Below are 25,444 nucleotides of genomic sequence, written 5' to 3' on the forward strand. Positions count from 1 at the left end.
TTATTGCAGATGTTTTTTCAATACTTTTCCAGAGCAGTTACGCGGTAAATCTTTACGTACCTCAACACTCGTTGGCACCTTAAATTTCGCCATTTGTTTTTCACAAAAAGCAAAGAACTCTTCCTGAGTTAAGGTTTCCCCTTCTTCAAGCACAATAAAGGCTTTAATCGCTTCATCTCGGATATCATCCGCAACGCCGATCACCGCCACATCCACAATGGCAGGGTGTGAGGTGATAATATTTTCGATTTCACTGCAAGAAACATTTTCTCCACCGCGTTTGATCATATTGCTGCTTCTATCGACAAAATAGAAAAATCCATCTTCATCTTGGTAGGCAAAGTCCCCCGTGTGCATCCATCCCGCTTCATCAAAGGTTTTTGCTGTCGCTTCAGGGTTGTTGTAATACTCTTTAAAAAGGGTTTTACCACGCTCACCTTTCACACAGAGCTCACCAATAACCCCCGCAGCAACACGTTGGTTATTTCTGTCCCGAATTTGTGCCTGATAACAAAAACCCGGGCGACCAATGGACGGCCAGCGACGCATATCACCAGGCCGGTCACCAATCAAACCAACAATAGTCTCCGTCATTCCATACGAAGTTAAAAACCGCTTCACCCCAAACCGGGCCATAAACTGGTCGCGTTCCTCTTCACTTAAATTGAGGTAAAACATCGCTTCTCGTAAACAATGATCTTTTTCGTTATCCGCCAGCGGCTGGCTTAACAATGTGCGGATCATCATGGGGATAAGTTCGATGACAGTCGCTTTGTATTTCACCACTTGTTGCCAAAAACGGCGTGCGCTGTATTTCTCTAATAACACAAACGTTGCACCGACAGAAAATGCAGCCATAGAAGCTGTACATTGGCAGTCAATATGAAAAGCAGGCATGACTGTTAAATAAATATCATCAGAGCGTAAGCTGTTTTGCCAAGAAGAGTAATAACCGGCAAAGCGGAGGTTATAGTGGGTAATAATTACCCCTTTAGGCCTCGAGGTCGTTCCAGAGGTAAATAAAATCTCGGCCGTATCATCGACACTCAATTCAACAACCTGAGTCAATTGCGTATGTTGTTGTGACTGTTCAAACCAAAAGTCAGAAATATGCTCTACGGGTTCAATTTGTGTGTCTGTAATCAAAAAAATATGTTTTAGACTTGTCGCTACGTCAGCGAATACTTGTTGATAAATATCTAAGAAAGAGGAACGAGTGACTACCATTTTGGGTTGGCAGTTCTGCATGATCCAAGCACTTTCATTGTATTTATAACGCGCATTAATTGGGACCATAATCGCCCCAATTTTAGCCAAGCCAAACCAGCAAAAGAAAAATTCCGGGCAATTATCTAAATGTAAAGCCACTTTATCGCCTTTTTGAATGCCATAGGCTAAAAAGAGATTGGCGGTGCGATTAATGTGCTGGTTCATTTCTAAATAGCTGAACTTGCTAGTTTTTCCATCGCAGGATTCAAAGATAAGCGCCTGGCTGTTTCCATGGGTTAACGCTAAATCATCCCACATTTGACGCAAATTTTGTTTACCGATTACATCCATTAATTGTTACCCATCATTTCCCTGATGAATATTCAGCTCAATAGTCATCATTGACCTGAGTACCCATTCAATTAATCAACTATTTTGGCTAGCCCTTTATCGACTAACCCCCGAATATCAGTTTCGCTGTATCCAATATTTTTTAAGATATCTGTCGTGTCCATACCGTGTGATGGCATGCCTCGCCAAATCTGTCCGGGGTTATTTTTGAATTTAGGCATGACGTTAGGACCACGACAGGTTTTTCCTTCCATTGTTTGCCAACTGGTAATAGATTCGCGTGCAATGTATTGAGGATTGGTTTCTAACTCAGGAATAGTAAGGACTTTGGCGCTAGCAATATTCAATTCCGCGAGTCTTGTTAACACTTCATCAATCGAACGTGAACCTAGCCATTCATCGAGTTTTTCTTCAACTAAAGGCCCATAAGGGCATTCCACACGGTGAATTAACTGTGTGCCTTCGGGTATTTCTGGTGTACCTAACAGATGCGCCAACCCAATATCTTTAAAAATTTCCTGAATTTGCGTGATACCAACAATTTCCATCACGATATAGCCATCATTACAACTATATAGGCCACAACCTGCGTAATAGGGGTCTTTCCCTTTTGTCATACGTGGGCAGATCTCTCCACCATTGAAGTAGTCCATCATGAAGTATTGCCCCATACGCAACATCACTTCATACATAGCAACGTCAATGCTTTCACCTTTTCCAGTCTCACGTGCTTTATACAATGCAGCCAGTGCGGCAGTTGTCGCCGTCATGCCAGAAAAATAGTCTGCGGTATAAGGAAAAGCCGGCATTGGCTGGTCTTTATCACCGTTTTGAATCAGATAGCCACTGAAGGCTTGAGCAATGGTGTTATACGCTGCGAGGTTGGTATATTGTGGGTCACCGTACTGCCCAAAACCGGATAAGTGTGCAATGACCAGTTTAGGGTTATGTTCCCAAAGTACTTCGTCCGTGATACCACGACGAGCAAATGCGGGGCCTTTACTCGCTTCAATGAAGATATCGGTTGTTTCCATCAGTTTTAGAAACGCGTCACGCCCTTCATCTTTGAAAATATTCAATGATAACGCACGTAAATTACGCCGTGACAGCTGTGGGTAGTTGGGTTGAACGCGAATAGTGTCTGCCCAGGCGACATTTTCTATCCAGATCACTTCAGCGCCCCATTCTGCAAACATTTGCCCTGCAAATGGGCCAGCAATTTCAATTCCTGAAAATACCACTCTAACCCCAGCTAGAGGGCCAAATTCTGGCATAGGTAGATGCTCTGCCATGTTCTTATCTCCTGTGAAGCAGGGTTGGCCTTCTCTTGAAAACCATCCCATTACGTTCAGTTATTAGCGGTATTGTTTCAGTACGCTACGGCCTAATGTCAGTATTTGCATTTCATCTGAACCACCTGATACGCGATCCACACGAAGGTCACGCCAGAAACGGGCGATCCGGTGCTCACCTGCAATTCCTACACCACCGAGTACTTGCATCGCAGAGTCCACGACTTCAAATGCCGCATTTGCACAGAAGTATTTACACATTGCTGCATCACCAGAGGTGATCAATCCGTTGTCACTCTTCCATGCAGTTTCATATAACATGTTGCGCATTGAATTGAGCTTGATCGCCATATGTGCAAATTTTTCTTGAATTAACTGAAAACGACCAATGGCTTCACCGAATTGAACACGCTGGTTAGCGTAACGCGCCGCATCTTCGAACGCACACATCGCGGTACCATAGTTAGTTAATGCCACTAAGAAACGCTCATGGTCGAACTCTTCTTTTACACGGTTAAAACCGTTACCTTCGCGGCCAAACATGTCTTTTTCATCCAGCTCGACATTATCAAAAGTAATTTCACAACAGCTATCCATGCGTAAACCCAGTTTTTCAAGTTTGTTCACCTTGATACCTGGTTTGCTCATATCTAAGAACCATTCGGTGAAAACAGGTTTGTCTGGTGAATCCGCATCACGACTCATCACCACAATGTATGGGGTGTAAGCACTACTGGTGATAAAACATTTGCTACCGTTCAAATACACTTTGCCATTACGGCGTTGGTAAGTGGTTTGTAGGCTACCAACATCAGATCCTGCACCCGGTTCAGTGATCGCCGAGTTCCACATTTGTTTACCCGTACCACGGAACGCCATGATTTTGTCAATTTGCTCTTGAGTCCCTTCTCTAAGCACCGTATTAAAACCGCCCGGTAATTGGTACAACACATAGGTTGGTGCACCTAGGCGACCAAGCTCCATCCATACCGCAGCAACGGTGATAAACCCTGCATTTAAGCCGCCATGTTCTTCTGGGATCAGCAGGTTATCGATTTCCATATCCGCTAAGGCTTTGACAAAGCGTTCAGGATATTTACTGTCGCGGTCACATTCGGCGAAATAGCTTTCCCAGTTTTCACTGGCCATCAGTTCACGGATCCCTGCGACAAACAGTTCCTGCTCATCATTCAATCTAAAATCCATATCAATAACCTCTTACATGTTGTTTTTGAATAAATTAGTCATTTTTCCAATGCACTTTGGCATCTTTAATAAAGGAGAGCGTTACCATGATGTTGACGAAAAAAAGTGGGCATCCTCCGGCAATTATCGCGGTTTGAATTGGTTTTAATCCGCCTAAAGCCAGCAAGACAATGCCGATAACGCCAACTAAGACAGACCAACCAATGCGCACTAATAACGGTGGCTCATCGCCATCTTTAACTGCGCGACAAGTTGACATCGCGAGTGTGTAAGAACACGCGTTGATCAGTGTCACCGTGGCGATAAAGCAGAGGATGAAGAAGCCCCAAATTGTTGCAGTGCTCAAAGGTAAAGCCGCCCATGTTTCAATGATGGCGCGTGCGACGCCGAACTCTTCGATCAGCTTTGGAATGTTAATAATGTTTTGGTCTACCAGTTGTAGGGTATTACTGCCTAATATTGTCCAAATTAGCGTAGTTCCTGCCGTCAAGCCTGCTACCATACCGATACACAGCTCACGGACGGTACGGCCTTTAGAGATACGTGCGAGGAAAATACACATTTGGATGGCATAAATTACCCACCACGCCCAATAGAATACGGTCCAACCTTGTGGGAAACCGCCTTTGCCGACTGCATCTGTATAGAACAACATGCGTGGCATATACATCATTAGAACCCCGATAGAATCGGTAAAATAGTTCACAATGAAGCTAGCACCGCCAACAATAAATACCCATCCCAGCATCAAGAAACTCAGGTAACTACGGACGTCACTGGCGATTTTCACCCCTTTTTGCAAACCAAAAGCCACACAAATTGCATTTAGGATGATCCAGCAGAAGATAATGATGGCATCGAGCTCAAGGGTATGAGGAATTCCAAACAGGTATTGAATACATTCGGTAACCAGCGGTGTCGCTAGCCCTAAACTCGTCCCCATTGCTAAAATCAATGCGACCAAGTAAAAGTTATCAATAATGGTTCCAAACCAGCCATTTACGTGTTTCTCACCCACTAATGGAACCAGCGTACTACTTGGGCGAATAACATCCATTTTACGAACGAAGAAAAAGTAACCAAATGCGACCGATAAGAAGCTATAAGTCGCCCATGGGAGCGGTCCCCAGTGGAATAAGCTATAGGCTAACCCGATATTTTTCGCTTCATTTGAATAAGGCTCAAAACCAAATGGAGGCGCTGATACATAGTAGAATATTTCAATCGAACCCCAGAAAAGTACGGCAGCTGAAGTACAAGATGCGAACATCATGAAAATCCAGCTTGCTCGGCTAAACTCAGGTTTTTCTTCCCCTAAGCGCTTCTTCGCATAAGGCCCTAAAATCAACCAAAACCAGCCACCAAACATGACAACCATATACCACTCAAATGCCCAGCCCCACACATTGGTGACATAGCTGAAAACTTGGTTGATAACTTCATTTGACGCATCTAAATCACGAACAGTTAACCAACACAGTAGTCCAACAATGATCAACGGTGGAAAAAAAACCTTCGGTTCTATTCCACCTTTTTTATTTTCTTTGCTCATAGTTCGGTCCCAATTTATTATTTAATATATAAGTTTTAAAATAGATATTATTCTCATTACCTAATATCTATATGCATTTAAAACTTATATTTATTATTAAATCCCAACAAACCTAATTAAGTATTAATTCAAATTCTATCCAAATCATGTCTAGTCCCCATAAACAATTCTGTTATTAAGGTCACAATATTATTCGTGATAAATAATTGTTATTAACTTTAATAATTAAAACACCAATAAATACATAGAGATAAAATATTGTGTAACGTTAATGTTATTAAATACCTTCAGTATTGGTGATTCCAGTAGCAATATTGAACATTTCATTGATAACTAGATGATTTTTACAGTATTGGTGAGTAGGGTATCAGTATGAATATTTAAACCCACTTTAATTTAAGGTTTTCAATATTGGTGACTTAGGTTTTATTTTTAAATACCCAGTTCATGATAATTATATAATCCGAAACCGAAACGGATCATATTTATTAATATTATTTTAGGAGATGTAATGAATATTATTACATGCTATAAATCTGTTCCTGATGAACAAGATATTATTGTAAATAGCGCAGATGGTTCTTTAGATTTTTCACGTGCCGATACCAAAATCAGTCAATATGATTTAAATGCAATTGAAACCGCTAATCAAATAAAAGCACAGCAAGCTGACAGCAAAGTGATTGCGTTAAGTATTGGTGGTAAAGCACTCACGAATATGAAAGCACGTAAAGATGTGCTATCGCGTGGCCCAGATGAGCTCGTTGTTGTGATTGATGACCAACTTGAGCATGCACTTCCCCATCAAACTGCCATTACCCTTGGTGCAGCGGCACAGAAAGTGGGCTTCGATTTAATTATTTGTGGTGATGGCTCCGCGGATCTCAATGCACAACAAGTGAGCATTTTATTAGGTGAAACGCTGCAAATTCCTGCCATCAATGGTGTGAAAAAAATTGTTTCCATCACAGCTGATACGGTCATTGTAGAACGTGAGCTAGAAGATGAAATTGAAACGCTATCCATGCCATTACCGGCCATTATCGCTGTAACCTCCGACATTAACGTTCCTGTTATTCCTTCAATGAAAGCCATTTTAGGTGCCGCTAAAAAACCCATCCAAGCTTGGATGATGGCAGATATTGGCTTAGATAACGTTGCCGCATTATCGTCTCAATCTATCGCCGCGCCGAAACAAAAAGTCCGCCAGCGGGTCATCATTGAAGGTGATGGCGATGACCAAATTGCGCAATTTGCTGAACATTTAAGAAAAATTATTTAATTGGAGGAGTTATGAGCAAATTATCAACCGTTTGGGTATTTAGTGATATGACTTCTCGCTTACCTGAACTTATCGGTGGTGCCCTCTCGCTTGGCGAGCAAGTGAATGTTTTTGCCCTTGATGAAGCACTAAGCGCACAAGCTTTCCAACTTGGCGCTTCGCAAGTCTTTCTATTAACAGGTAAACCCGATGACCGCATTATTGAAGACTATGCGGACACGATGGTTTCCACCATCAAACAACAAAGCGATAACGGTTTACTGTTGTTACCAAATACCCGCAGAGGAAAATTACTTGCAGCACGCTTAGGCGCGAAACTACAAGCCGCGGTTTCCAATGATGCCGCCGCAATCACAATTGAATCTGAAAAACCGCTGATTAAACATATGGTTTATGGTGGCTTAGCCTTCGGCCAAGAGACCCTAGATAGCGCATTTTCAATTGCAACCCTTACCTCTGGTACATTTGAAGCGGCACCGAGTGATGCATCACGTAGCGGCACAGCTCAAGCTACACAATGGATCGAACCAAAACAATCTATTGTACGTACCTCGATTCAGAAAAAAGCAGGTAACTCAGTGGAATTAGATAAAGCACGCTTAGTTGTCAGTGTCGGGCGAGGTATTGGTAGCCAAGAAAACATTGCTATCGCCAAGACGCTCGCCGATACCATTGGTGCTGAAATCGCTTGTTCTCGCCCAGTCGCAGAAAATGAAAAATGGATGGAACATGAGCGCTATGTGGGTATTTCTAACTTAATGCTCAAACCTGAACTTTATCTTGCCATCGGCATTTCAGGGCAGATCCAACATATGGTCGGTGCGAATGGCGCACAAACGATCGTCGCAATCAACAAAGATAAAAACGCCCCTATTTTCCAATTTGCAGACTACGGGATCGTTGGCGATCTGTTCAAAATCTTACCTGCGTTAACGCAACAACTGGCGAAATAAACTCAATAACAGTGAGGCATTTTCCTCACTGTTTTCGTGGCCTTTGGAGAAACTATGTCCGATGATATTTTTGATGCAATCATTGTAGGCGCAGGTCTAGCTGGCTCTGTAGCTGCATTGGTGCTTGCCCGTGAAGGTGCGCAAGTTCTCCTAATCGAAAGAGGAAACTACGCGGGCGGCAAAAACGTAACAGGTGGGCGAATGTATGCCCATAGCTTAGAACGCATTATTCCAGGCTTTACCCAAGAAGCGCCTATTGAGCGCATGATCACACGCGAAAAACTGTCATTTATGACCGAAACTGGCGCTGTTACAGTTGATTTCCAAAATGGCTCAGAACAAAGCCCTGATGAAACGTCTTGGTCTGTACTACGCGGTAAATTAGATCCATGGCTAGTTGAACAAGCCGAAAATGCTGGTGCACAGTGTATTACGGGGATTCGGGTTGATAAGTTAGTTGAACGTGATGGCAAGGTAGTTGGTGTTGAGGCTGATGGTGATGTACTTGAAGCTAAAGTGGTCATTTTAGCGGATGGCGTCAACTCACTGCTGGCTGAACAACTTGGCATGACTAAACGCGTCAATGCAGAACATGTCGCTGTTGGTGTAAAAGAGCTCATTGAACTACCAAAAGATGTCCTAGCTAACCGTTTTAACCTTAAAGACAAAGAAGGTGTTGCTTGGCTATTTGCTGGCTCACCAACCGATGGCTTGATGGGAGGTGGGTTCCTCTATACCAATGAAGATACCATTTCACTCGGCTTAGTTTGCGGCCTACACCATATTAAAGATGCTAAAAAATCTGTTCCGCAAATGCTTGAAGACTTTAAACAACATCCGGCTGTTGCACCTTTGATTGAAGGTGGAAAAATGGTCGAATATGCCGCGCACGTCGTCCCTGAAGCGGGTTTAAAAATGCAATCCGAATTGGTTCGTGATGGTGTATTAATTGCTGGTGATGCCGCGGGTATGTGTATGAATTTAGGTTTTACTATTCGAGGTATGGATTTAGCCGTTGCTTCAGGTGAAGCGGCAGCAAAAGCGGTACTTAGCGCAATGAAAACTGACGATTTCAGCAAACAAAATTTAAATCAATACCTCACACTGCTCAACGAAGGCCCACTGCGGGACATGAAAATGTACCAAAAAATGCCTGAGTTTTTGGATAACCCGCGCATGTTTTCTGCTTACCCAGAAATGGCGGTTGGTATTGCAAAAAAACTCTTCACTATTTCAGATGAAGCTCCAGTGCCTTTACGTAAGACCATGTTACAACACGCGAAAAAAGTGGGCTTTATGAACTTGCTCAAGGATGGAATTAAAGGAGTCAGAGCAATATGAATAATCCAGTCAACGTTGATGTCAAACTCGGTATTAATAAATTTAATGTCGATGAAGAAAACCCGCATATTGTGATAAAAGAGCATCCAGATATGAATGTGCTCGACACATTAACTAAAGCTTGCCCTGCGGGATTATATAAAAAACAAGAAGATGGCTCAGTACGTTTCGATTATGCCGGCTGTCTCGAATGTGGAACCTGCCGCATTCTTGGCTTAGATAGTGCATTAGAAAAATGGGAATACCCACGCGGCACTTTCGGTATTGAATTTCGTTACGGCTGATTTATTTAGCATCACTCTCGAAGCTAATAACTTCGAGAGTTTTCAGGCGTTTATTTGCGCTGATCAGGGACACATCCATAATGAAACCAAAAAGTTTTGATGATATTCAATTTTCCTCCGTTCACCGACGGATTATGCTGTGGGGTAGCGGTGGGCCTTTTCTGGATGGTTATGTATTAGTCCTGATCGGCGTTGCATTAGAACAACTCACCCCCGTATTAAGTTTAAGTAGTGAATGGATTGGCTTATTGGGTGCTGCAACATTGGCAGGCCTATTCATTGGTACTTCTCTATTTGGCTATATTTGTGACCAAGTCGGTCGTCGTAAAATGTTTTTAATTGATATTGTTGCCATTGGTGCCATTTCAGTCGCGACCATGTTTGTCTCAACACCGATGGAGCTGCTTATCATGCGGTTCTTAATCGGGATTGTAATAGGTGCAGACTACCCAATTGCAACGTCAATGATCACCGAATTTTCCAATACCAAACAACGTGCATTTGCTGTCGGGTTTATTGCAGCAATGTGGTATGTCGGTGCCACCTGTGCCAATCTCGTCGGCTATATGCTATATGACGTGGAAGATGGCTGGCGCTGGATGCTTGGTAGCTCAGTGATCCCCTGTATTATTATTTTGATTGGTCGTTTTGATTTACCTGAATCACCTCTTTGGCTGATTCGCAAAGGGCGCATTAAAGAATGTGAAAAAATGATGGAAAAGCTGTTTGGCCAACCCGTAATATTTGAAGCCGAAGAACAACAAAAAACACACTTTCTTCAATTATTCACTAAGAGGCATTTTTCTTTCGTCCTATTCACCGCCATTATTTGGACCTGCCAAGTGATCCCGATGTTTGCAATTTACACCTTTGGACCACAAATCGTTGGGCAGTTGGGGTGGGATCAAGGAAAAAACGCTGCACTCGGTAACGTAGTTATCAGCTTATTCTTCATGTTAGGTTGTCTGCCAGCGATGTATTGGCTAAATAAAATGGGAAGGCGGCCACTTTTGATTGGCAGTTTTGCCTTAATGACTTTTGCACTAGCGATACTCGGGTTCTTCTCTAACCTTGGTATTTGCCTCGTTATCATTATGTTTGGTATCTATGCCTTTTTCTCAGGAGGGCCCGGTATTTTGCAATGGCTCTACCCTAATGAGCTGTTTCCAACGGATATTCGTGCCTCTGCCGTTGGGGTAATTATGTCCATCAGTCGTATTGGAACCATTTTTTCAACGTGGGCATTACCGCTATTTATCACTAAATACGGTGTCAGTTCGGTGGTCTTGATGGGGGCTGGTGTCTCGCTAATAGGATTAATTGTCTCGATTTTATTTGCTCCAGAAACCAAAGGGTTAACCCTAGCCCAAACCTCAGTGATGGGTATTCGACACAAAAAGAAGCAAAAGAAGTTACTACGATAAACAATCACATCAAATACGCTAAACAATTCTTACTGCACCAAGACAGCAAGCGAATAAGACCCTAGGAGCATACACAAGTATGTGACTAGGGCGAATAAGCGAAGCCAACACCCCTACAATTTGAAATATGACACGTATTTATACGCTAAATAGTTTGTGTTGTGGCTAGGCGGCAATCGAGGTTATCCCGATGAGCATACACAAGTATGTGATTCGGGTAACCAAGTGCGGCCAACAACGCCACAGCGCAAAATATGACGCGTATTTAGTTGGTAGAGAATGGCATGATGTCATACCATACCAACAACCAAATAGTCACATAAGCAAAAATCGCCGCAATAATATCGTCAATCATGATGCCAAAACCGCCGCTGACTTTTCGGTCAAAAATCCTTATCGGCCATGGCTTCCACATGTCATAAATGCGGAAAATAAAGAAGGCGGTGATGACCCATTCATAATCAACAACTGGGATCGCCATGAGAGTAATCCACATCCCGATAAATTCATCCCAAACAATGCTGCCGTGGTCATGAATTTTCATATCATCGGAAGTGCGCTGGCAAATTAAGCAACCAATCCAAAAACCCGCGATAATAAGCACCCACAGGCTCCAAATTGGCATGTTGGCCATTAATAACCAGAAAGGTATCGCAGCAAGAGAGCCCATTGTGCCTGGCACAATAGGTGAAAGGCCGCTACCAAATCCTGTAGCCAATAAGTGCCAAGGATTACGCATATTCAGCCGTTTTTTTGCTTCTGCTTTTTCTTGGCGACTAGCCATTCTATGCACCTTCCGAAACAAAATGATCGAAACCTTTTAGGTTTACATCAACTTCTTGGTTATTGCAAAAGTAGCTAATTCCTTCAGACTGCGGCTTAATTTGCCCAATACACGTAAAGCCTGAGCCTGTATGTGCAAGTGCCATCTCTAGCGCCCCACGGTTAATTTCAGGAACGGTAAAGCAAAGTTCGTAGTCTTCACCACCACTCAAAGACCATAAACGCCCTTGTTCGATACTACAACTTTGTTTCAACGCTTCTGATTGAGGCAATGCATCTAAATTAATGCGCGCACCACAACTGCTCGCTTTCAAGATGTGGTTGAGATCAGAAACTAAACCATCCGAAATATCAATCGCAGAAGAAGCCAGGTTTCTCAATGCTTGGCCTTGTAAAATTCGTGGCTGTGGACGTAAATGACGCGCAATTAGCCATTCTTGATGTTCTACATTTTTAACATTCAGTTTATCTTGTAAAATAGCAAGGCCAGCAGCGCTATCACCGAGAGTCCCCGTTACATAAATCCAATCGCCATTACGCGCCCCCGCACGGGACATCGCTTTGCCATTTGGCACTAAGCCATGAACCGTGTAGGTCAAGCTCATAGGGCCGCGGGTTGTATCACCACCAATTAATTGCATGCCATAATAGTTAAGCTGTTCAAACAAACTATCACTAAAAGATTGTAACCAATCACAATCAACACAAGGCAATGTAATTGCCAAAGAAACCCATGCAGGGTCTGCGCCCATCGCTGCGAGGTCACTTAAATTAGATGCTAATGATTTATAAGCAAGATCAGCTGGTGAAATGGTTGGTAGGAAATGAATACCAGAAACGAGAGTGTCAGTGCTTACAGCAAGTTGCTGTTTTTCTGGAATGGTCATCAACGCACAGTCATCCCCAATACCGATATTAACATCACGTCGGTTAGTGATTTGACGGTTAAAATAACGCGCGATGAGGTCAAATTCGCCATATGACATGGTAGATTTTCCGTTTTCGCTATATCTATTTTCGTTTAAGACGAAGCAAATAATTTACACCCTAATAATTCAATAATAGGTAAATAGCACCGAATTGCTAACCTGAAGAGTCTATCTAATTGGCTGCAATTATTCTTCGCTCACCGACCATTGAAATATCGCGAGCATATAAACACAAAGGTAGACTGGAACCCAGGCTACCTATTTATTACCGTAGTGCTACAGGAGGGAACCCTGATATTATTATTTTTTACGGCGTACCGCAGGTGCAGCTTTGTCTAATACACCGTTAACGAATTTATGGCTATCTTCTGCGCCAAAAACTTTCGCTAATTCAATACCTTCGTTGATTGCGACTTTATAAGGTACATCTTCACGGAAACTTAATTCAAACATGGAGACGCGTAAAATCGCTTTTTCTACCTGCCCTAACTCTTCGAGCTGACGAGATAAATAAGGCGCCATCTGTTGATCTAGTTTTGTTGCGTTAGTCGCAACACCTGATAACAGTTCACGAAAATAGTTTACGTCGACGTCTGACATGTCCTGTTCAGCAATAAACTCATATTCGACTTCAGCAATTGGATTGCCAGATAATTGCCATGAATAAATGGCTTGTACAGCACACTCACGAGCGCGGCGACGAGCAGCAGGTTTCACAAGATTCCCCTTAAATTTAAAAACTGTACACAATAAATACTTGTTGCATTGCGTAATCTACACCGTAGTGGCGAAAAAATAGCAACATAGAGCAAATTGTGTATTATTTGCCTTTGATGGCCTTAATTACATTAATCATTTCAAGTGCTGTCAGTGCAGCTTCAGCACCTTTATTACCTGCTTTAGTACCCGCACGTTCAATAGCTTGTTCAATATTTTCAGTGGTTAACACACCAAAAGTCACTGGAACTTCACTGTTCATCGCAACATGAGATAAACCGGAGCTACATTCACCTGCAACGTATTCAAAGTGAGCAGTCCCACCACGAATCACAGTACCTAATGCAATCACTGCATCATATTTATTCGTTTCAACCAATGCTTTTGTGGTCAATGGCAGCTCATAAGCGCCTGGAACCCACACAATTGTAATATTGTCATTTGAAACCTGACCAATGCGTTCTAACGCATCAACAGCACCTTCCAGCAGACTATCATTAATAAAGTTGTTAAAACGAGCGATAGCGATAGCAACACGCGCTTGTGGAGCAGCAACAACACCTTTAATTACGTTCATAGCCTTCCTCTAATATTAATTATAACCCGCGGGGCGCGGATTTTATCACATTCTTTCGTGTATCGTACGTATGATTTTCAAAAAAACCACTTACCATACGGGACGAAGCCTGACACGAAGGTCTGGCCCGACTTGCTTCACTTCTGTAAATTCAAATTTTGGCGCATCAACAAGGGCGTTAAGCGGCGGAAAGTCCACCAAACCTCGAGCGCTGTCACCTAATAATTTAGGTGCAATATAGACAATCAGTTCGTCAACTAAACCTAGCTTAAGTAATGAGCCTGCGAGTTTTGCTCCCGCCTCAACCCAAATGCTATTCACATTACGTTTAGCCAGCTGCATCATCAAAATAACCAGATCGGTGCCGTTTTCATCTGCTGGAATAGCGATTTGCTCAATTTTTCCTTGCCATACCGCATTTTCATCTGGGGTTGAGCGCACTAACCAACATTCACCATCTAATTGAGTAACTTTATGGTCAGGAGTCACTCGATTGTGATTATCTAACACAATACGAATGGGTTGGCGTACTTGGCTTTCTGGATACACTTGTTGGATATCTGAAGGGAGCTCATTCCAACGTACCGTTAAAGAAGGGTCATCAGCAACAACCGTGCTGCTCGTACTTAAAATAGCACTTGCCTCGGCTCGAAGAGCTTGTACATCTTTGCGAGCTGCCGGGCTGGTAATCCATTTGCTTTCCCCAGATTCAAGGGCGGTCTTGCCATCAAGCGAAGCAGCAAGTTTCAACTGGATATAGGGAAACCCGGTACGCATACGTTTTAAAAAGCCACGGTTCGCCGCTTCAGCATCGTCTAATAAAACATTACTACGTGTTTCAATTCCTGCTTGCGACAACATATACAGACCACGGCCTGCAACCTGAGGATTTGGGTCTTGCATCGCCGCTACAACTCGGCTTACACCTGCATTAATCAGTGCTTCTGCACAAGGCGGAGTGCGGCCGTGATGACTACAAGGCTCAAGGGTGACATAGGCCGTTGCCCCTTGCGCTTTTTCTCCTGCCATACGCAATGCGTGAACCTCAGCGTGAGGTTCCCCTGCTTTCTGATGATACCCTTCACCGACAATGGCACCATCACGCACAATCACACACCCGACATTTGGATTAGGTGATGTAGTAAAACGCCCTTTTCGTGCCAATTCAAAAGCACGAGCCATATACATGTTGTCTTGTTCAATCATTGGCGTTAATCCTGTAATTTAGCGATTTCTTCGCCAAATTCGCGCACATCTTCAAAGCTGCGGTAAACAGAAGCAAAACGGATATAGGCAACTTTATCGAGCTTTTTCAGTTCATCCATAACCAAACTACCAATCAATTTAGACGGAACTTCACGTTCCCCCGTAGCCCGAAGCTGAGATTTTATAGAAATAATAGCTTGCTCAATGTCATCAGAACTTACAGGCCGTTTTTCTAATGCCTTTTGCATACCTCGATTAAGCTTTTCTTCATCAAAAGGTTCACGAATATCGTCGCTTTTAATGACTCTAGGCATGACAAGCTCAGCGACTTCAAAAGTGGTGAAGCGTTCATGACAAAGTAAGCACTGGCGGCGTCTACGGACTTGGGCCCCTTCACCGACCAGACGCGAGTCAATAACTTTCGTATCTACAGCTGAGCAGAATGGGCAGTGCATAGCGTTTCCTGAATCTATTTAGGGGGAGATAGTTTACCCTACTGTGCGAGAAAAAACACCCTAGAAGATGCCTCCTAGGGTGTTCTCGTTGCTCTTCATATTTCGCGTTGTAGGGGTGTTGGCATCGTTTATTAACCCTAGTCACATACTTTTGTATGCTCCTAGGGATTAATTACACTTGCCGCCTACCTACAACACGAACTATTTTGAGCACTAATTGGCTTAACTCTTTATTATTCCCGTTGTAGGGGTATTGGCATCGCTTATGAACCCTAGTCACATACTTTTGTATGCTCCTAGGGATTAATTACACTTGCCGCCTACCTACAACACGAACTATTTTGAGTGCTAATTGGCTTAGTTACCATCGTTTTTAAAACTAAGGCAGTAATGACTCTTGGTCTGCGCCTTCTTTTTCGACTTTCGCTTGCATCAAGTGTTCACGCTTCATACCCATCTTCAGTGCTAATGCAGAAGCCACATAAATAGATGAGATAGTACCGATAGTTACACCGATTAACATAACCAATGAGAAGCCTTCTAACATTGCGCCACCGAACAGGTATAGCATCAGAACCACTAATAATGTGGTGGCTGATGTCATGATGGTACGGCTCAATGTTTGCGTCAAAGAGACGTTCATGATTTCGTACGGTGTACCACGGCGTATTTTACGGAAGTTTTCACGGATACGGTCTGATACAACGATACTGTCGTTCAGTGAGTAACCAATAACTGACATCAATGATGCCACAATAGTCATATCTATCTCTATATGGAACAAAGACAGAATACCTAAAGTGATCACCACATCATGCGCAAGAGATAACACGGCACCCGCGGCCAAACGCCATTCAAAACGGAAACCAACGTAGACTAGGATACAAATCAACGCAGTTAACAGAGCCAAAGCCCCTGTTTGCGCTAATTCAGCCCCAACACTTGGCCCCACGAATTCAATGCGTTTTACGGTTGCTTTATCATCCACATTTTGGTTGATAATCGTGATAATTTCTTTACCGACTTCTTGACCAGCAGTGCCTTCAATTGGCGGAATACGGATCATGATATCGCGGCTGCTACCAAAGTTTTGGATTAATGGATCTTTATGATTCGAGTTAGACAAGCTATCACGAATTTTATCCAAATCAGCTGGCTGACTTAAGTTGATTTCAATTACCGTACCACCGGTGAAATCTAAGCCCCAGTTAAAACCTTTGACGCCAATAATCACAAAAGAAGCTATCAGTAATACGATAGAAATGCTAAAGGCAACGTTGTCCCAGCGCATAAAGTCATAAACTTTACGGCCATAGTTCAATTGTTCAACAGTATAATCCTGTGCCACAACGTGCTCCTTAAATTGACAGCTTGTTAATACGTTTACCGCCGTAAAGCAGGTTCACGATAGCACGTGTACCAACGATAGCTGTAAACATAGAGGTTGCGACACCAATCGCTGTCGTAATCGCAAAGCCTTTAATAGACCCAGTACCCACTGCGTAGAGAATAATCGCGGTGATCAGTGTCGTTAAGTTTGCGTCTGTAATACTTGAGAAGGCGCCTTTATACCCTTCATGAATTGCTTGCTGAACAGATCGACCGTTCTTGAGCTCTTCTTTAATCCGTTCGTTAATTAGAACGTTCGCATCGACGGCAACCGCAAGGGTTAATACGATACCGGCAATACCAGGCATAGTCAGTGTTGCGCCCGGTAATAAGGACATCACCCCAACAATTAACACCAAGTTTGCCAACAGCGCGCTACTCGCAATCAGACCAAATTTACGATAGTAAATAATCATAAACAGGATAGAAGCTAACAGACCTGCGATACAGGCTTTCAGCCCTTGCTCGATATTTTGCATACCTAGTGTTGGACCAATGGTACGTTCTTCAACAATTTGGATTGGCGCAATCAACGCACCTGCACGTAACAGTAATGAAAGCTGGCGAGCTTCAGTGCCGTTAGTAATACCAGTAATACGGAATTTGCTACCAAAACGTGCAGAAATACGTGCCGCATTGATGACTTTTTCATCTTTCACCAAAATTGAACGGCCCGTTGCATCTTTCTTGCCACTGTCTTTGTATTCAACAAACAGCGTTGCCATCAGCTTGTCTTGGTTATCACGTGTAAAGTCAGACATGATAGAACCACCAGAACTATCAAGACTGATACTCACTTGTGGTTGACCGTTTTCATCCGCATCAGATGTTGAGTCGGTAATATGGTCACCCGTTAAGATCACTCGCTTATATAAGACATAAGGCATGCCTTCACGGTCATATTTAACTTCTGAATCACCTGGTACACGGCCACTTTCCGCTGCAGAAGAATCCACGGCGGTATTCACTAGACGGAATTCTAATGTCGCAGTCGCACCTAAAATTTCTTTTGCGCGCGCGGTATCTTGAATACCCGGTAATTCAACCACAATTCGGTCAGCGCCTTGGCGTTGAACGAGTGGCTCCGCAACACCTAATTGGTTTACACGGTTGCGAATAATAGTAATGTTCTGAGAAACCGCGTAGTTACGTGCTTCACGTAAGCGCTCGTCGGTCATCACTGCGATCATGGTGTTATCGCTGCCATCACTAAAGACTAAGTCTGGGTATTTACGAGACAATGCTTTTTCAGCTTGGCTACGATCATCCGCGTTACGGAAACGAACTTCCACGCTATAATCATTGCCTTTACGAATAGAAGAGTACGCAATGCCTTCTTGACGCAGGTCATTACGCAAACCATCCATGTTTTGTTCCTGCAATTTACCTAATGCAGTGTCCATATCAACTTCCATCAGGAAGTGAACCCCACCACGCAGATCAAGACCAAGCTTCATCGGTTCACCACCGATAGCTTCGAGCCACTTAGGCGTTGCAGGTGCAAGGTTTAATGCAACAACATACTGGTCACCCAGTGCATTCATGATCACTTCACGCGCACGTAACTGAACATCAGAGTTGTTGAATCGGGCTAAAATGGCCCCATTTTCTAGAGAGATAGATTTACTCTCAATTTTATCGTCTTTTAACGATTTCTGGACTTGGATCAGCGTTTGTTCATTGGCGGCGGTTCCCCGCACGCCAGTGATCTGAACAGCCGGATCCTCACCATATAGGTTTGGAAGTGCATAAAGCAAACCGATGAGGATCGCGAAGATCAACATCAGATACTTCCACAAAGGATAACGGTTTAGCACGGCAGTTCCCTTCGGGAGAATCAGAATTAAATTGCTTTCATTGTGCCTTTAGGTAAAACAGCAGCAACGAAATCACGTTTGATGGTTACTTCTGTGTTCTCACTCAGCTCAAGAACCACATAACCGGTTTCAGACACTTTAGTTACACGTCCGATTAAACCGCCAGTTGTTAAAACTTCATCACCTTTAGTGATAGATTCCATCAATTTACGGTGTTCTTTCGCACGTTTTTGCTGTGGACGCAAAATCATGAAATAGAAGATCAGCGCGAAAACAACAAGCATGATAACCATAGTGTACGGGCTACCTTGCGCTGGTGCACCTGCTGACGCCGCTGCTTCAGAAATAAAAAAACTCATTCAACTTTCCTCATTGTTTTATTGAAAGCAATTTTACATACAAAAAAGCTAAGTTTGATATGCTACACAGATTAATGGCATTTCGCACTTAAATTCATTCGATATTTAATGAAGGTTCAGGTTTACCAATCTTTTGGTAAAAATCTTTAGCAAACTCTTCAAAATTCCCATTTTCAATGGCTTGGCGAATACCGGCCATCAAGCGCTGGTAATAACGTAAATTATGGATGGTATTGAGCCTTGCACCAAGAATTTCATTACATCTATCAAGATGATGCAGATAAGCGCGGCTATAATGACGACAAGTATAGCAGTCACACTCAGCATCCAGTGTTGATGTGTCTGATTTATACTTAGCATTACGAATTTTTACCACGCCATTTGTCACAAATAAATGCCCATTTCGCGCATTTCGTGTTGGCATCACACAATCGAACATATCGATTCCGCGACGAACCCCTTCCACTAAATCTTCAGGCTTACCAACCCCCATTAAGTAACGAGGTTTTTCCGCTGGAATTTGCGGGCAGACATGTTCTAAGATTCGGTGCATATCTTCTTTCGGTTCGCCAACGGCTAAGCCGCCTACAGCGTACCCATCAAAGCCGATTTCCACCAGCCCCTTAACTGAAATATCACGTAAATCTTCGTAAACACTACCTTGAATAATACCGAATAAGGCATTTTTATTGTTAAGTTCGTCAAAACGTTGGCGGCTACGTGCAGCCCAACGCAGCGACATTTCCATTGATGTCTTTGCATAGTCCCAATCTGCTGGATATGGCGTACACTCGTCAAAAATCATGACAATATCTGAACCGAGGTCATACTGAATTTCCATCGACTTTTCAGGACTTAGGAAAACTTTTTCACCGTTGATTGGGTTACGAAAATGCACACCTTCTTCTTTAATTTTGCGCATCGCACCAAGACTAAAGACCTGAAAGCCACCTGAATCGGTTAAAATTGGGCCTTGCCATTGCATAAAGTCATGGAGGTCACCATGCAACTTCATAATTTCTTGCCCAGGGCGCAACCACAAGTGGAAAGTGTTCCCTAATAAGATTTGAGCACCAGTCTCTTTAACTTCTTCCGGTGTCATGCCCTTAACAGTACCGTAGGTTCCTACTGGCATAAATGCAGGGGTTTCCACCACACCGCGCTCAAAAACTAAGCGACCACGGCGTGCATTGCCATCGGTCGTTTGTAATTCATATTTCACGTTTGCCTCCTAGCAGCAGAAAAACAGTCTGTTGCTATTGATAATATTAATTTGCTAAGCAAGCAGCCGATGCCACCGCTTCAAACTGATTACTCACCAATTTTCTCGAATCGAGCATTTGTATTGGGGGTAATGAACATAGCATCACCATAACTAAAAAAGCGGTATTTTTGTTCAACGGCTTCTTTATATGCATTCATGGTGTTTTTGTATCCAGCAAACGCAGAAACCAACATAATTAATGTCGATTCCGGTAAGTGGAAGTTGGTGATCAGTGCATCTATCACCTGATATTCATACCCTGGGTAAATAAAGATTTGGGTATCATCAAAAAATGGAGCAATTAAAGCATCTTGGCTCGCTTTTGCGGCACTTTCTAGCGACCGAACGGACGTCGTTCCAACAGCGATAACGCGATTACCTCTGGCTTTACAGGCTAAAACAGCGTCTACGACCTCTTGTGGCACTTCTGCATATTCAGAATGCATAATGTGATCTTCGATCGTATCAACACGTACAGGTTGAAAAGTACCGGCTCCCACATGTAATGTCACGAACGCCATTTCTACGCCTTTTTGGCGCAATGCTTCAAGTAACGGCTCATCAAAGTGTAAACCTGCCGTTGGTGCCGCAACAGCCCCTGGTTTTTCGCTATACACGGTTTGATAAAGTTCTTTATCAGACTCTTCATCAGGGCGGTCAATATAAGGTGGCAGAGGCATATGACCAATTTGATTTAGAATGCTTAATACATCACGTTCATCGTCAAAACGCAGCTCAAACAATGCACCATGACGCGCGACCATCGTCGCATTCACGCTTTCATCTTCGCCTAGCAGTAATTCAGCCCCTTCTTTTGGTGCTTTTGATGCCCTAACATGAGCGAGCACGCGGTGTTCATCCAACATACGCTCAATCAGAACTTCAATTTTACCACCGCTAACTTTGCGCCCAAATAACCGTGCGGGGATCACGCGAGTGTTATTGAACACCAGCAAGTCACCATGCTCCAATTTTTCTAGAATATCGGTAAAAACACCATGCGTGAGCTGCCCTGAGCCGCCATCTAGGCTTAATAAACGGCAAGCACTACGCTCAGCCTGCGGATAATGGGCAATCAGTTCTTCAGGTAATTCAAAAGTAAAATCAGAAACACGCATTGTATTGACATCAATCTAAAAAAACAGGCGACTAGTCTAGTGCCGCACTGACTTTGGCGCAAGAAATAAGCGTAATATCGGACAAAAAACCACCATTTTTTAACAAATAATTTGTTAGCAAAAAATTCTGCATACTATTTATCCATTCAAAGAATGAATTATTTCAATTTCAATAAACTTTTATAACAAATTGATTTCGACTTTTTTCTACTCGATAAGTATACCCATGAATTTCAAATTAGAGGAATTCTTTATTCCTCTGCCAAGTAATGTCCTGTGAGTTTCGAATTCAACATAATTACTGCTATAGTTTGAGCAATCAAAAAGTTAGCTAAGCTGCGTTGCATGTCCTATGGATTTCGAATCACAGGTAGGCAGCAAGTAAAGATATCCCGATGAGCATACATGAGTATGTGATTCGGGTGGCTTTACGAAGCTAACCCCCCTGTGGTTTGAAAGACGACGGACATTTTAAAGTGAATTATTTAGCGCACCTCCACCTGGCCCATCTCGCTGACAGCTCCTTACTCGGCAACATCATAGCTGACTACGTCCGCGGTAACCCTGTGGGCCTTTACTCCCCCGAAATTGTCTCTGGTATCTTTATGCATCGAACTGTCGACCGCACTACAGATACTCACCCTTTAGTCAAAGAAGCTAAATTGTTATTTCGTGATGAATATCGACGTGTTGCCCCCATAACATTGGATTTAGTTTGGGACCATTTTTTATCGCTGCATTGGTCAACTATTGAGCCATCAATACGGCTAGCAGATTTTGTACGTGACTGCCGAAAAATAATTGAGCCTCAGCTTTGTCATACCCCTGAAAAATTCCAGGAGTTAAATGAATATCTCTGGCCTCAACAGTGGCTAATACGCTATGCAGATAAAAATTATATTGGAAAATCACTGAGTGGGATGGCAAGAAGACGCCCCAAGCTCAGTGCGCTAAGTGGTTCATTTGATGATTTTTTATTGCAGTATGATGCGTTAGAAACTATTTTCTTTCAATTTTATCCGCAAATGATGGCTAATGCGCTGCAACATTTTTTTGTACAGACTGTCACAATTAACACAAAGGAATAAATTAAAGCTTGCACTTTAGTGGAATAAAACTATCTTATTGATATTAATTTGATAAACCAGTATTATTGATAGTTAAAACCTATCACAATAATCGGTTTAAATGACTTTATTGTCAAAAGATCTTTTTCTATTCTTACATAAGTCTAAATCCACACTATTTATCAGTGATTAAATAGACAGGACAAAAAACTTTAATTCAAACTCATAGGAGTAAATTATGGTTCTGGTAACACGTCAAGCCCCTGACTTTACTGCAGCAGCTGTTTTAGGTAACGGTGAAATCGTTGAAAACTTCAACTTAAAAAAACACATTGCTGGTAAACCTGCTGTCATCTTCTTCTGGCCAATGGATTTTACTTTCGTTTGCCCTTCAGAGCTGATCGCATTTGACCACCGCTATGAAGAATTCCAAAAACGTGGTGTAGAAATCATCGGTGTTTCTTTTGACTCTGAGTTTACTCATAACGCATGGCGTAAAACGCCAATAGATAACGGCGGTATTGGTGAAGTTAAATACCCAATGGTTGCTGATATCAAACGTGAAATCATAAAAGCATACGGCATCGAGCACCCAGAAGCGGGTGTTGCACTACGTGGCTCTTTCCTCGTTGACAAAAAAGGCATTGTTCGTCACCAAGTGGTTAATGACCTGCCATTAGGCCGTAATATCGACGAAATGCTGCGTATGGTTGACGCGCTGCAATTCCACGAAGAGCACGGTGATGTTTGCCCAGCTCAGTGGGAAAAAGGCCAAGAAGGTATGAATGCATCTCCAAAAGGCGTTGCTGACTACCTGACTAAAAACTCTGCAAAACTGTAATTCGTTACGCGAGTTTTAGAAAAGCGGGCATCAAGCCCGCTTTTTACTTTTGTGAACCAAGTCTATCTTTTCTCTTCCTACTCGCAATTATTCCACTCAGTTAACAATTCTTAACTCAAATACTCAATGTTTTGTATTATTGTGTGCTATACATTAAAAACACAAATAATTAACAAACTATTCATATTGAATATTTGTGCGATAGAACAACTCAATTAACCCTAACTGGGAGATACGAATGATAAAAACATCATTACGCCCTGCGGTTCTATTTCTTTCCTTACTTGTTTCTAATCAGCTGTATGCCGCTTCTGAACCTGCCGTTGAAGCAAAAAAAGGTATGGTTGTTTCCTCCCAACATTTAGCATCACAAATTGGGGCTGATATTCTAAAATCAGGCGGCAATGCTATTGATGCCGCTGTTGCGGTAGGATATGCACAAGCCGTAGTTAACCCTTGCTGTGGCAATATCGGCGGTGGTGGCTTTATGACTATTCATCTAGCCGATGGCAAAGATTTATTCATTAATTTCAGAGAAACCGCGCCCGGTGCCGCTAGTGTAGATATGTATTTAGATAAAGACGGCAAACTGGTTAAAGATGCCAGCCTATATGGCTATCTCGCTTCAGGCGTGCCGGGTACCGTTAAAGGCCTAGACTATGCCTTAGAAAAATACGGTACGATGAGCCGCCAGCAAGTGATGGCTCCTGCGATTAAATTAGCAAGAGAAGGCTTTGTGTTGACTCGAGCGGATACCGATGTTCTCGACACCACGACAGAACGTTTTAAACAAGACCCAGAAGTCGCTCGTATCTTCTTAAAACCTGATGGTAGTTCTTTCCAACCCGGTGACTTGTTAGTTCAGACCGATTTAGCTAATACCTTAGAAAAAATTGCCCAAAATGGCCCATCTGCTTTTTACGAAGGTGAGATCCCCGAAATTGTTGAAAAAGCTTCCAAGAAAAATGGCGGCATCTTAACCGCAAAAGATTTTGCAGATTTTACTATCACAGATACAGCGCCTGTTAGCTGTACCTATAGAGGTTATCAATTTATTTCTGCACCACCACCAAGTTCAGGTGGAGTGACTATCTGCCAAACGCTTAATATCTTAGAAGGGTATGACCTCAAAGAAATGGGCTTTAACTCCGCGGACTATATTCATACTCTGACGGAAGCAATGCGCCATGCTTATATGGACAGAAATACCTTCCTCGGTGATCCTGAGTTTGTCGATAACCCAACGGAAAAGCTACTCAGCAAAGCCTATGCAGAAGAGTTACGCAAAGAAATCAAACCCAACCAAGCAACGCCATCCACGCAAGTTCAACCTGGAATAGGGCCTCACGAAAAACCGGAGACCACGCATTATTCTATTGTTGATGAAAAAGGAAATGCAGTTTCAACCACTTACACGATTAATGGTCGATTTGGTTCTGTCGTTATCCCTCCGGGGACAGGCTTCTTCTTAAACGATGAAATGGATGATTTTACAACGAAAGTTGGCGAGAAAAATTTGTATGGCTTAGTACAAGGGGAGCGCAACTCTATTGCTCCAGGTAAGCGCCCACTATCCTCGATGAGCCCGACTATCGTGACGAAAGATGGTAAGGTATTTTTAGTTCTCGGTTCACCCGGAGGCTCACGGATTATTTCGATTACGCTGCAAACCGCTTTAAATATTATCGACCATGGTATGCCACCACAAGAAGCCGTTAATGCACCGCGTATTCACCACCAGTGGCTCCCTGATGAGGTTTATTATGAGCAAAGAGGCGTTTCTAAAGACACCTTAGCACTACTCGATAAAATGGGTTACCAGATGGTTGAACAAACACCGTGGGGTGCCGCCGAGCTGATTATGGTCGCGATCCCTGAAGGCGCTGGTGTTAGTGCCAAGTCTTCGGGTAATGATTCTGCTGTTTCGGGAAAAGTTCGTGAAGGCTTCATTTATGGCTCTAACGATGTACGCCGCCCAGCAGGTAGCGCTGTCGGTGTAGATTGATGGCTCAATAAAATAGAAAAAGG

General features: G+C 43.0%; 23 protein-coding genes. 8 read left to right on the forward strand and 15 right to left on the reverse strand.

Annotated features, from left to right (window positions below; translation table 11 throughout):
- The 4 genes from caiC to caiT all read right to left on the reverse strand — a co-directional run bounded on the left by caiC (position 1) and on the right by caiT (position 5,610).
- Positions 1–1,560, reverse strand: a complete 1,560-nt coding sequence (gene caiC / locus PSE72_RS10815; protein ID WP_115166639.1) for a crotonobetaine/carnitine-CoA ligase — start codon at positions 1,558–1,560, stop codon at positions 1–3.
- 71 nt (positions 1,561–1,631) lie between these two features.
- The gene (gene caiB, locus PSE72_RS10820; RefSeq protein WP_213942367.1) at positions 1,632–2,852 is read right to left on the reverse strand and encodes an L-carnitine CoA-transferase; all 1,221 of its coding nucleotides are present in this window, start codon (positions 2,850–2,852) and stop codon (positions 1,632–1,634) included.
- 63 nt (positions 2,853–2,915) lie between these two features.
- On the reverse strand, positions 2,916–4,058 hold the full coding sequence (gene caiA, locus PSE72_RS10825) for a crotonobetainyl-CoA dehydrogenase (RefSeq protein ID WP_004914593.1): 1,143 nt from the start codon (positions 4,056–4,058) through the stop codon (positions 2,916–2,918).
- A 34-nt stretch (positions 4,059–4,092) separates the two neighbouring features.
- On the reverse strand, positions 4,093–5,610 hold the full coding sequence (gene caiT / locus PSE72_RS10830; RefSeq protein WP_004914596.1) for an L-carnitine/gamma-butyrobetaine antiporter: 1,518 nt from the start codon (positions 5,608–5,610) through the stop codon (positions 4,093–4,095).
- Positions 5,611–6,121: 511 nt separating this feature from the next.
- On the opposite strand from caiT, the gene fixA reads away from it, so the two are divergent.
- From fixA to PSE72_RS10855, 5 genes are all read left to right on the forward strand, one after another.
- Positions 6,122–6,892, forward strand: coding sequence for a putative electron transfer flavoprotein FixA (gene fixA, locus PSE72_RS10835; RefSeq protein WP_115166638.1), 771 nt, complete (start codon positions 6,122–6,124; stop codon positions 6,890–6,892).
- 11 nt (positions 6,893–6,903) lie between these two features.
- Positions 6,904–7,845, forward strand: coding sequence for an FAD-binding protein (locus PSE72_RS10840; protein ID WP_115166637.1), 942 nt, complete (start codon positions 6,904–6,906; stop codon positions 7,843–7,845).
- Positions 7,846–7,899: 54 nt separating this feature from the next.
- Positions 7,900–9,186 (forward strand): FAD-dependent oxidoreductase FixC, encoded by a 1,287-nt coding sequence (fixC, locus tag PSE72_RS10845; protein WP_115166636.1) that lies wholly within the window; start codon positions 7,900–7,902, stop codon positions 9,184–9,186.
- On the forward strand, positions 9,183–9,470 hold the full coding sequence (gene fixX / locus PSE72_RS10850) for a ferredoxin-like protein FixX (protein WP_115166635.1): 288 nt from the start codon (positions 9,183–9,185) through the stop codon (positions 9,468–9,470). The genes fixC and fixX overlap by 4 nt, the downstream gene beginning before the upstream one ends.
- 80 nt (positions 9,471–9,550) lie before the next feature.
- On the forward strand, positions 9,551–10,894 hold the full coding sequence (locus PSE72_RS10855) for an MFS transporter (protein WP_371021382.1): 1,344 nt from the start codon (positions 9,551–9,553) through the stop codon (positions 10,892–10,894).
- A gap of 265 nt (positions 10,895–11,159) precedes the next feature.
- On the opposite strand, the gene pgpA is transcribed toward PSE72_RS10855, so the two are convergent.
- The 11 genes from pgpA to queA form a co-directional block, all read right to left on the reverse strand.
- A complete protein-coding gene (pgpA, locus tag PSE72_RS10860; protein WP_109911879.1) occupies positions 11,160–11,678 on the reverse strand; it encodes a phosphatidylglycerophosphatase A in 519 nt (172 codons plus the stop codon).
- A gap of 1 nt (position 11,679) precedes the next feature.
- Positions 11,680–12,663: a thiamine-phosphate kinase gene (thiL, locus tag PSE72_RS10865; RefSeq protein ID WP_115166633.1), complete on the reverse strand. Its 984-nt coding sequence runs from the start codon at positions 12,661–12,663 to the stop codon at positions 11,680–11,682.
- Positions 12,664–12,906: 243 nt separating this feature from the next.
- Entirely contained in the window at positions 12,907–13,323 is a 417-nt protein-coding gene (gene nusB / locus PSE72_RS10870; protein ID WP_004914619.1) for a transcription antitermination factor NusB, read from the reverse strand.
- A gap of 103 nt (positions 13,324–13,426) precedes the next feature.
- A complete protein-coding gene (ribH, locus tag PSE72_RS10875; protein WP_004905531.1) occupies positions 13,427–13,900 on the reverse strand; it encodes a 6,7-dimethyl-8-ribityllumazine synthase in 474 nt (157 codons plus the stop codon).
- A 90-nt stretch (positions 13,901–13,990) separates the two neighbouring features.
- Positions 13,991–15,106 (reverse strand): bifunctional diaminohydroxyphosphoribosylaminopyrimidine deaminase/5-amino-6-(5-phosphoribosylamino)uracil reductase RibD, encoded by a 1,116-nt coding sequence (ribD, locus tag PSE72_RS10880; protein ID WP_004914622.1) that lies wholly within the window; start codon positions 15,104–15,106, stop codon positions 13,991–13,993.
- Positions 15,107–15,111: 5 nt separating this feature from the next.
- Positions 15,112–15,561 (reverse strand): transcriptional regulator NrdR, encoded by a 450-nt coding sequence (gene nrdR / locus PSE72_RS10885; protein ID WP_198641839.1) that lies wholly within the window; start codon positions 15,559–15,561, stop codon positions 15,112–15,114.
- A 379-nt stretch (positions 15,562–15,940) separates the two neighbouring features.
- Positions 15,941–16,909, reverse strand: coding sequence for a protein translocase subunit SecF (gene secF / locus PSE72_RS10890; RefSeq protein WP_004914625.1), 969 nt, complete (start codon positions 16,907–16,909; stop codon positions 15,941–15,943).
- Between the two features lie 10 nt (positions 16,910–16,919).
- Complete coding sequence (gene secD / locus PSE72_RS10895) at positions 16,920–18,767, reverse strand: protein translocase subunit SecD (RefSeq protein WP_004914628.1); 1,848 nt, start codon at positions 18,765–18,767, stop codon at positions 16,920–16,922.
- A gap of 26 nt (positions 18,768–18,793) precedes the next feature.
- Complete coding sequence (yajC, locus tag PSE72_RS10900; protein ID WP_004905542.1) at positions 18,794–19,126, reverse strand: preprotein translocase subunit YajC; 333 nt, start codon at positions 19,124–19,126, stop codon at positions 18,794–18,796.
- 94 nt (positions 19,127–19,220) lie between these two features.
- Positions 19,221–20,348: a tRNA guanosine(34) transglycosylase Tgt gene (gene tgt / locus PSE72_RS10905; RefSeq protein WP_004914630.1), complete on the reverse strand. Its 1,128-nt coding sequence runs from the start codon at positions 20,346–20,348 to the stop codon at positions 19,221–19,223.
- A gap of 89 nt (positions 20,349–20,437) precedes the next feature.
- Entirely contained in the window at positions 20,438–21,508 is a 1,071-nt protein-coding gene (queA, locus tag PSE72_RS10910; RefSeq protein ID WP_109911878.1) for a tRNA preQ1(34) S-adenosylmethionine ribosyltransferase-isomerase QueA, read from the reverse strand.
- A gap of 476 nt (positions 21,509–21,984) precedes the next feature.
- Here queA and PSE72_RS10915 point away from each other — a divergent pair, with 476 nt between their 5' ends.
- The 3 genes from PSE72_RS10915 (at position 21,985) to ggt (ending at position 25,421) form a co-directional block, all read left to right on the forward strand.
- A complete protein-coding gene (locus PSE72_RS10915) occupies positions 21,985–22,596 on the forward strand; it encodes an acyl carrier protein phosphodiesterase (protein WP_115166632.1) in 612 nt (203 codons plus the stop codon).
- Positions 22,597–22,813: 217 nt separating this feature from the next.
- The gene (locus PSE72_RS10920) at positions 22,814–23,416 is read left to right on the forward strand and encodes a peroxiredoxin C (protein ID WP_115166631.1); all 603 of its coding nucleotides are present in this window, start codon (positions 22,814–22,816) and stop codon (positions 23,414–23,416) included.
- A gap of 238 nt (positions 23,417–23,654) precedes the next feature.
- Positions 23,655–25,421: a gamma-glutamyltransferase gene (ggt, locus tag PSE72_RS10925; protein ID WP_115166630.1), complete on the forward strand. Its 1,767-nt coding sequence runs from the start codon at positions 23,655–23,657 to the stop codon at positions 25,419–25,421.
- The last annotated feature ends 23 nt before the right edge of the window (positions 25,422–25,444 follow it).

This window comes from Providencia sp. PROV116, from assembly GCF_028482485.1.
Lineage (GTDB): Bacteria > Pseudomonadota > Gammaproteobacteria > Enterobacterales > Enterobacteriaceae > Providencia > Providencia rettgeri.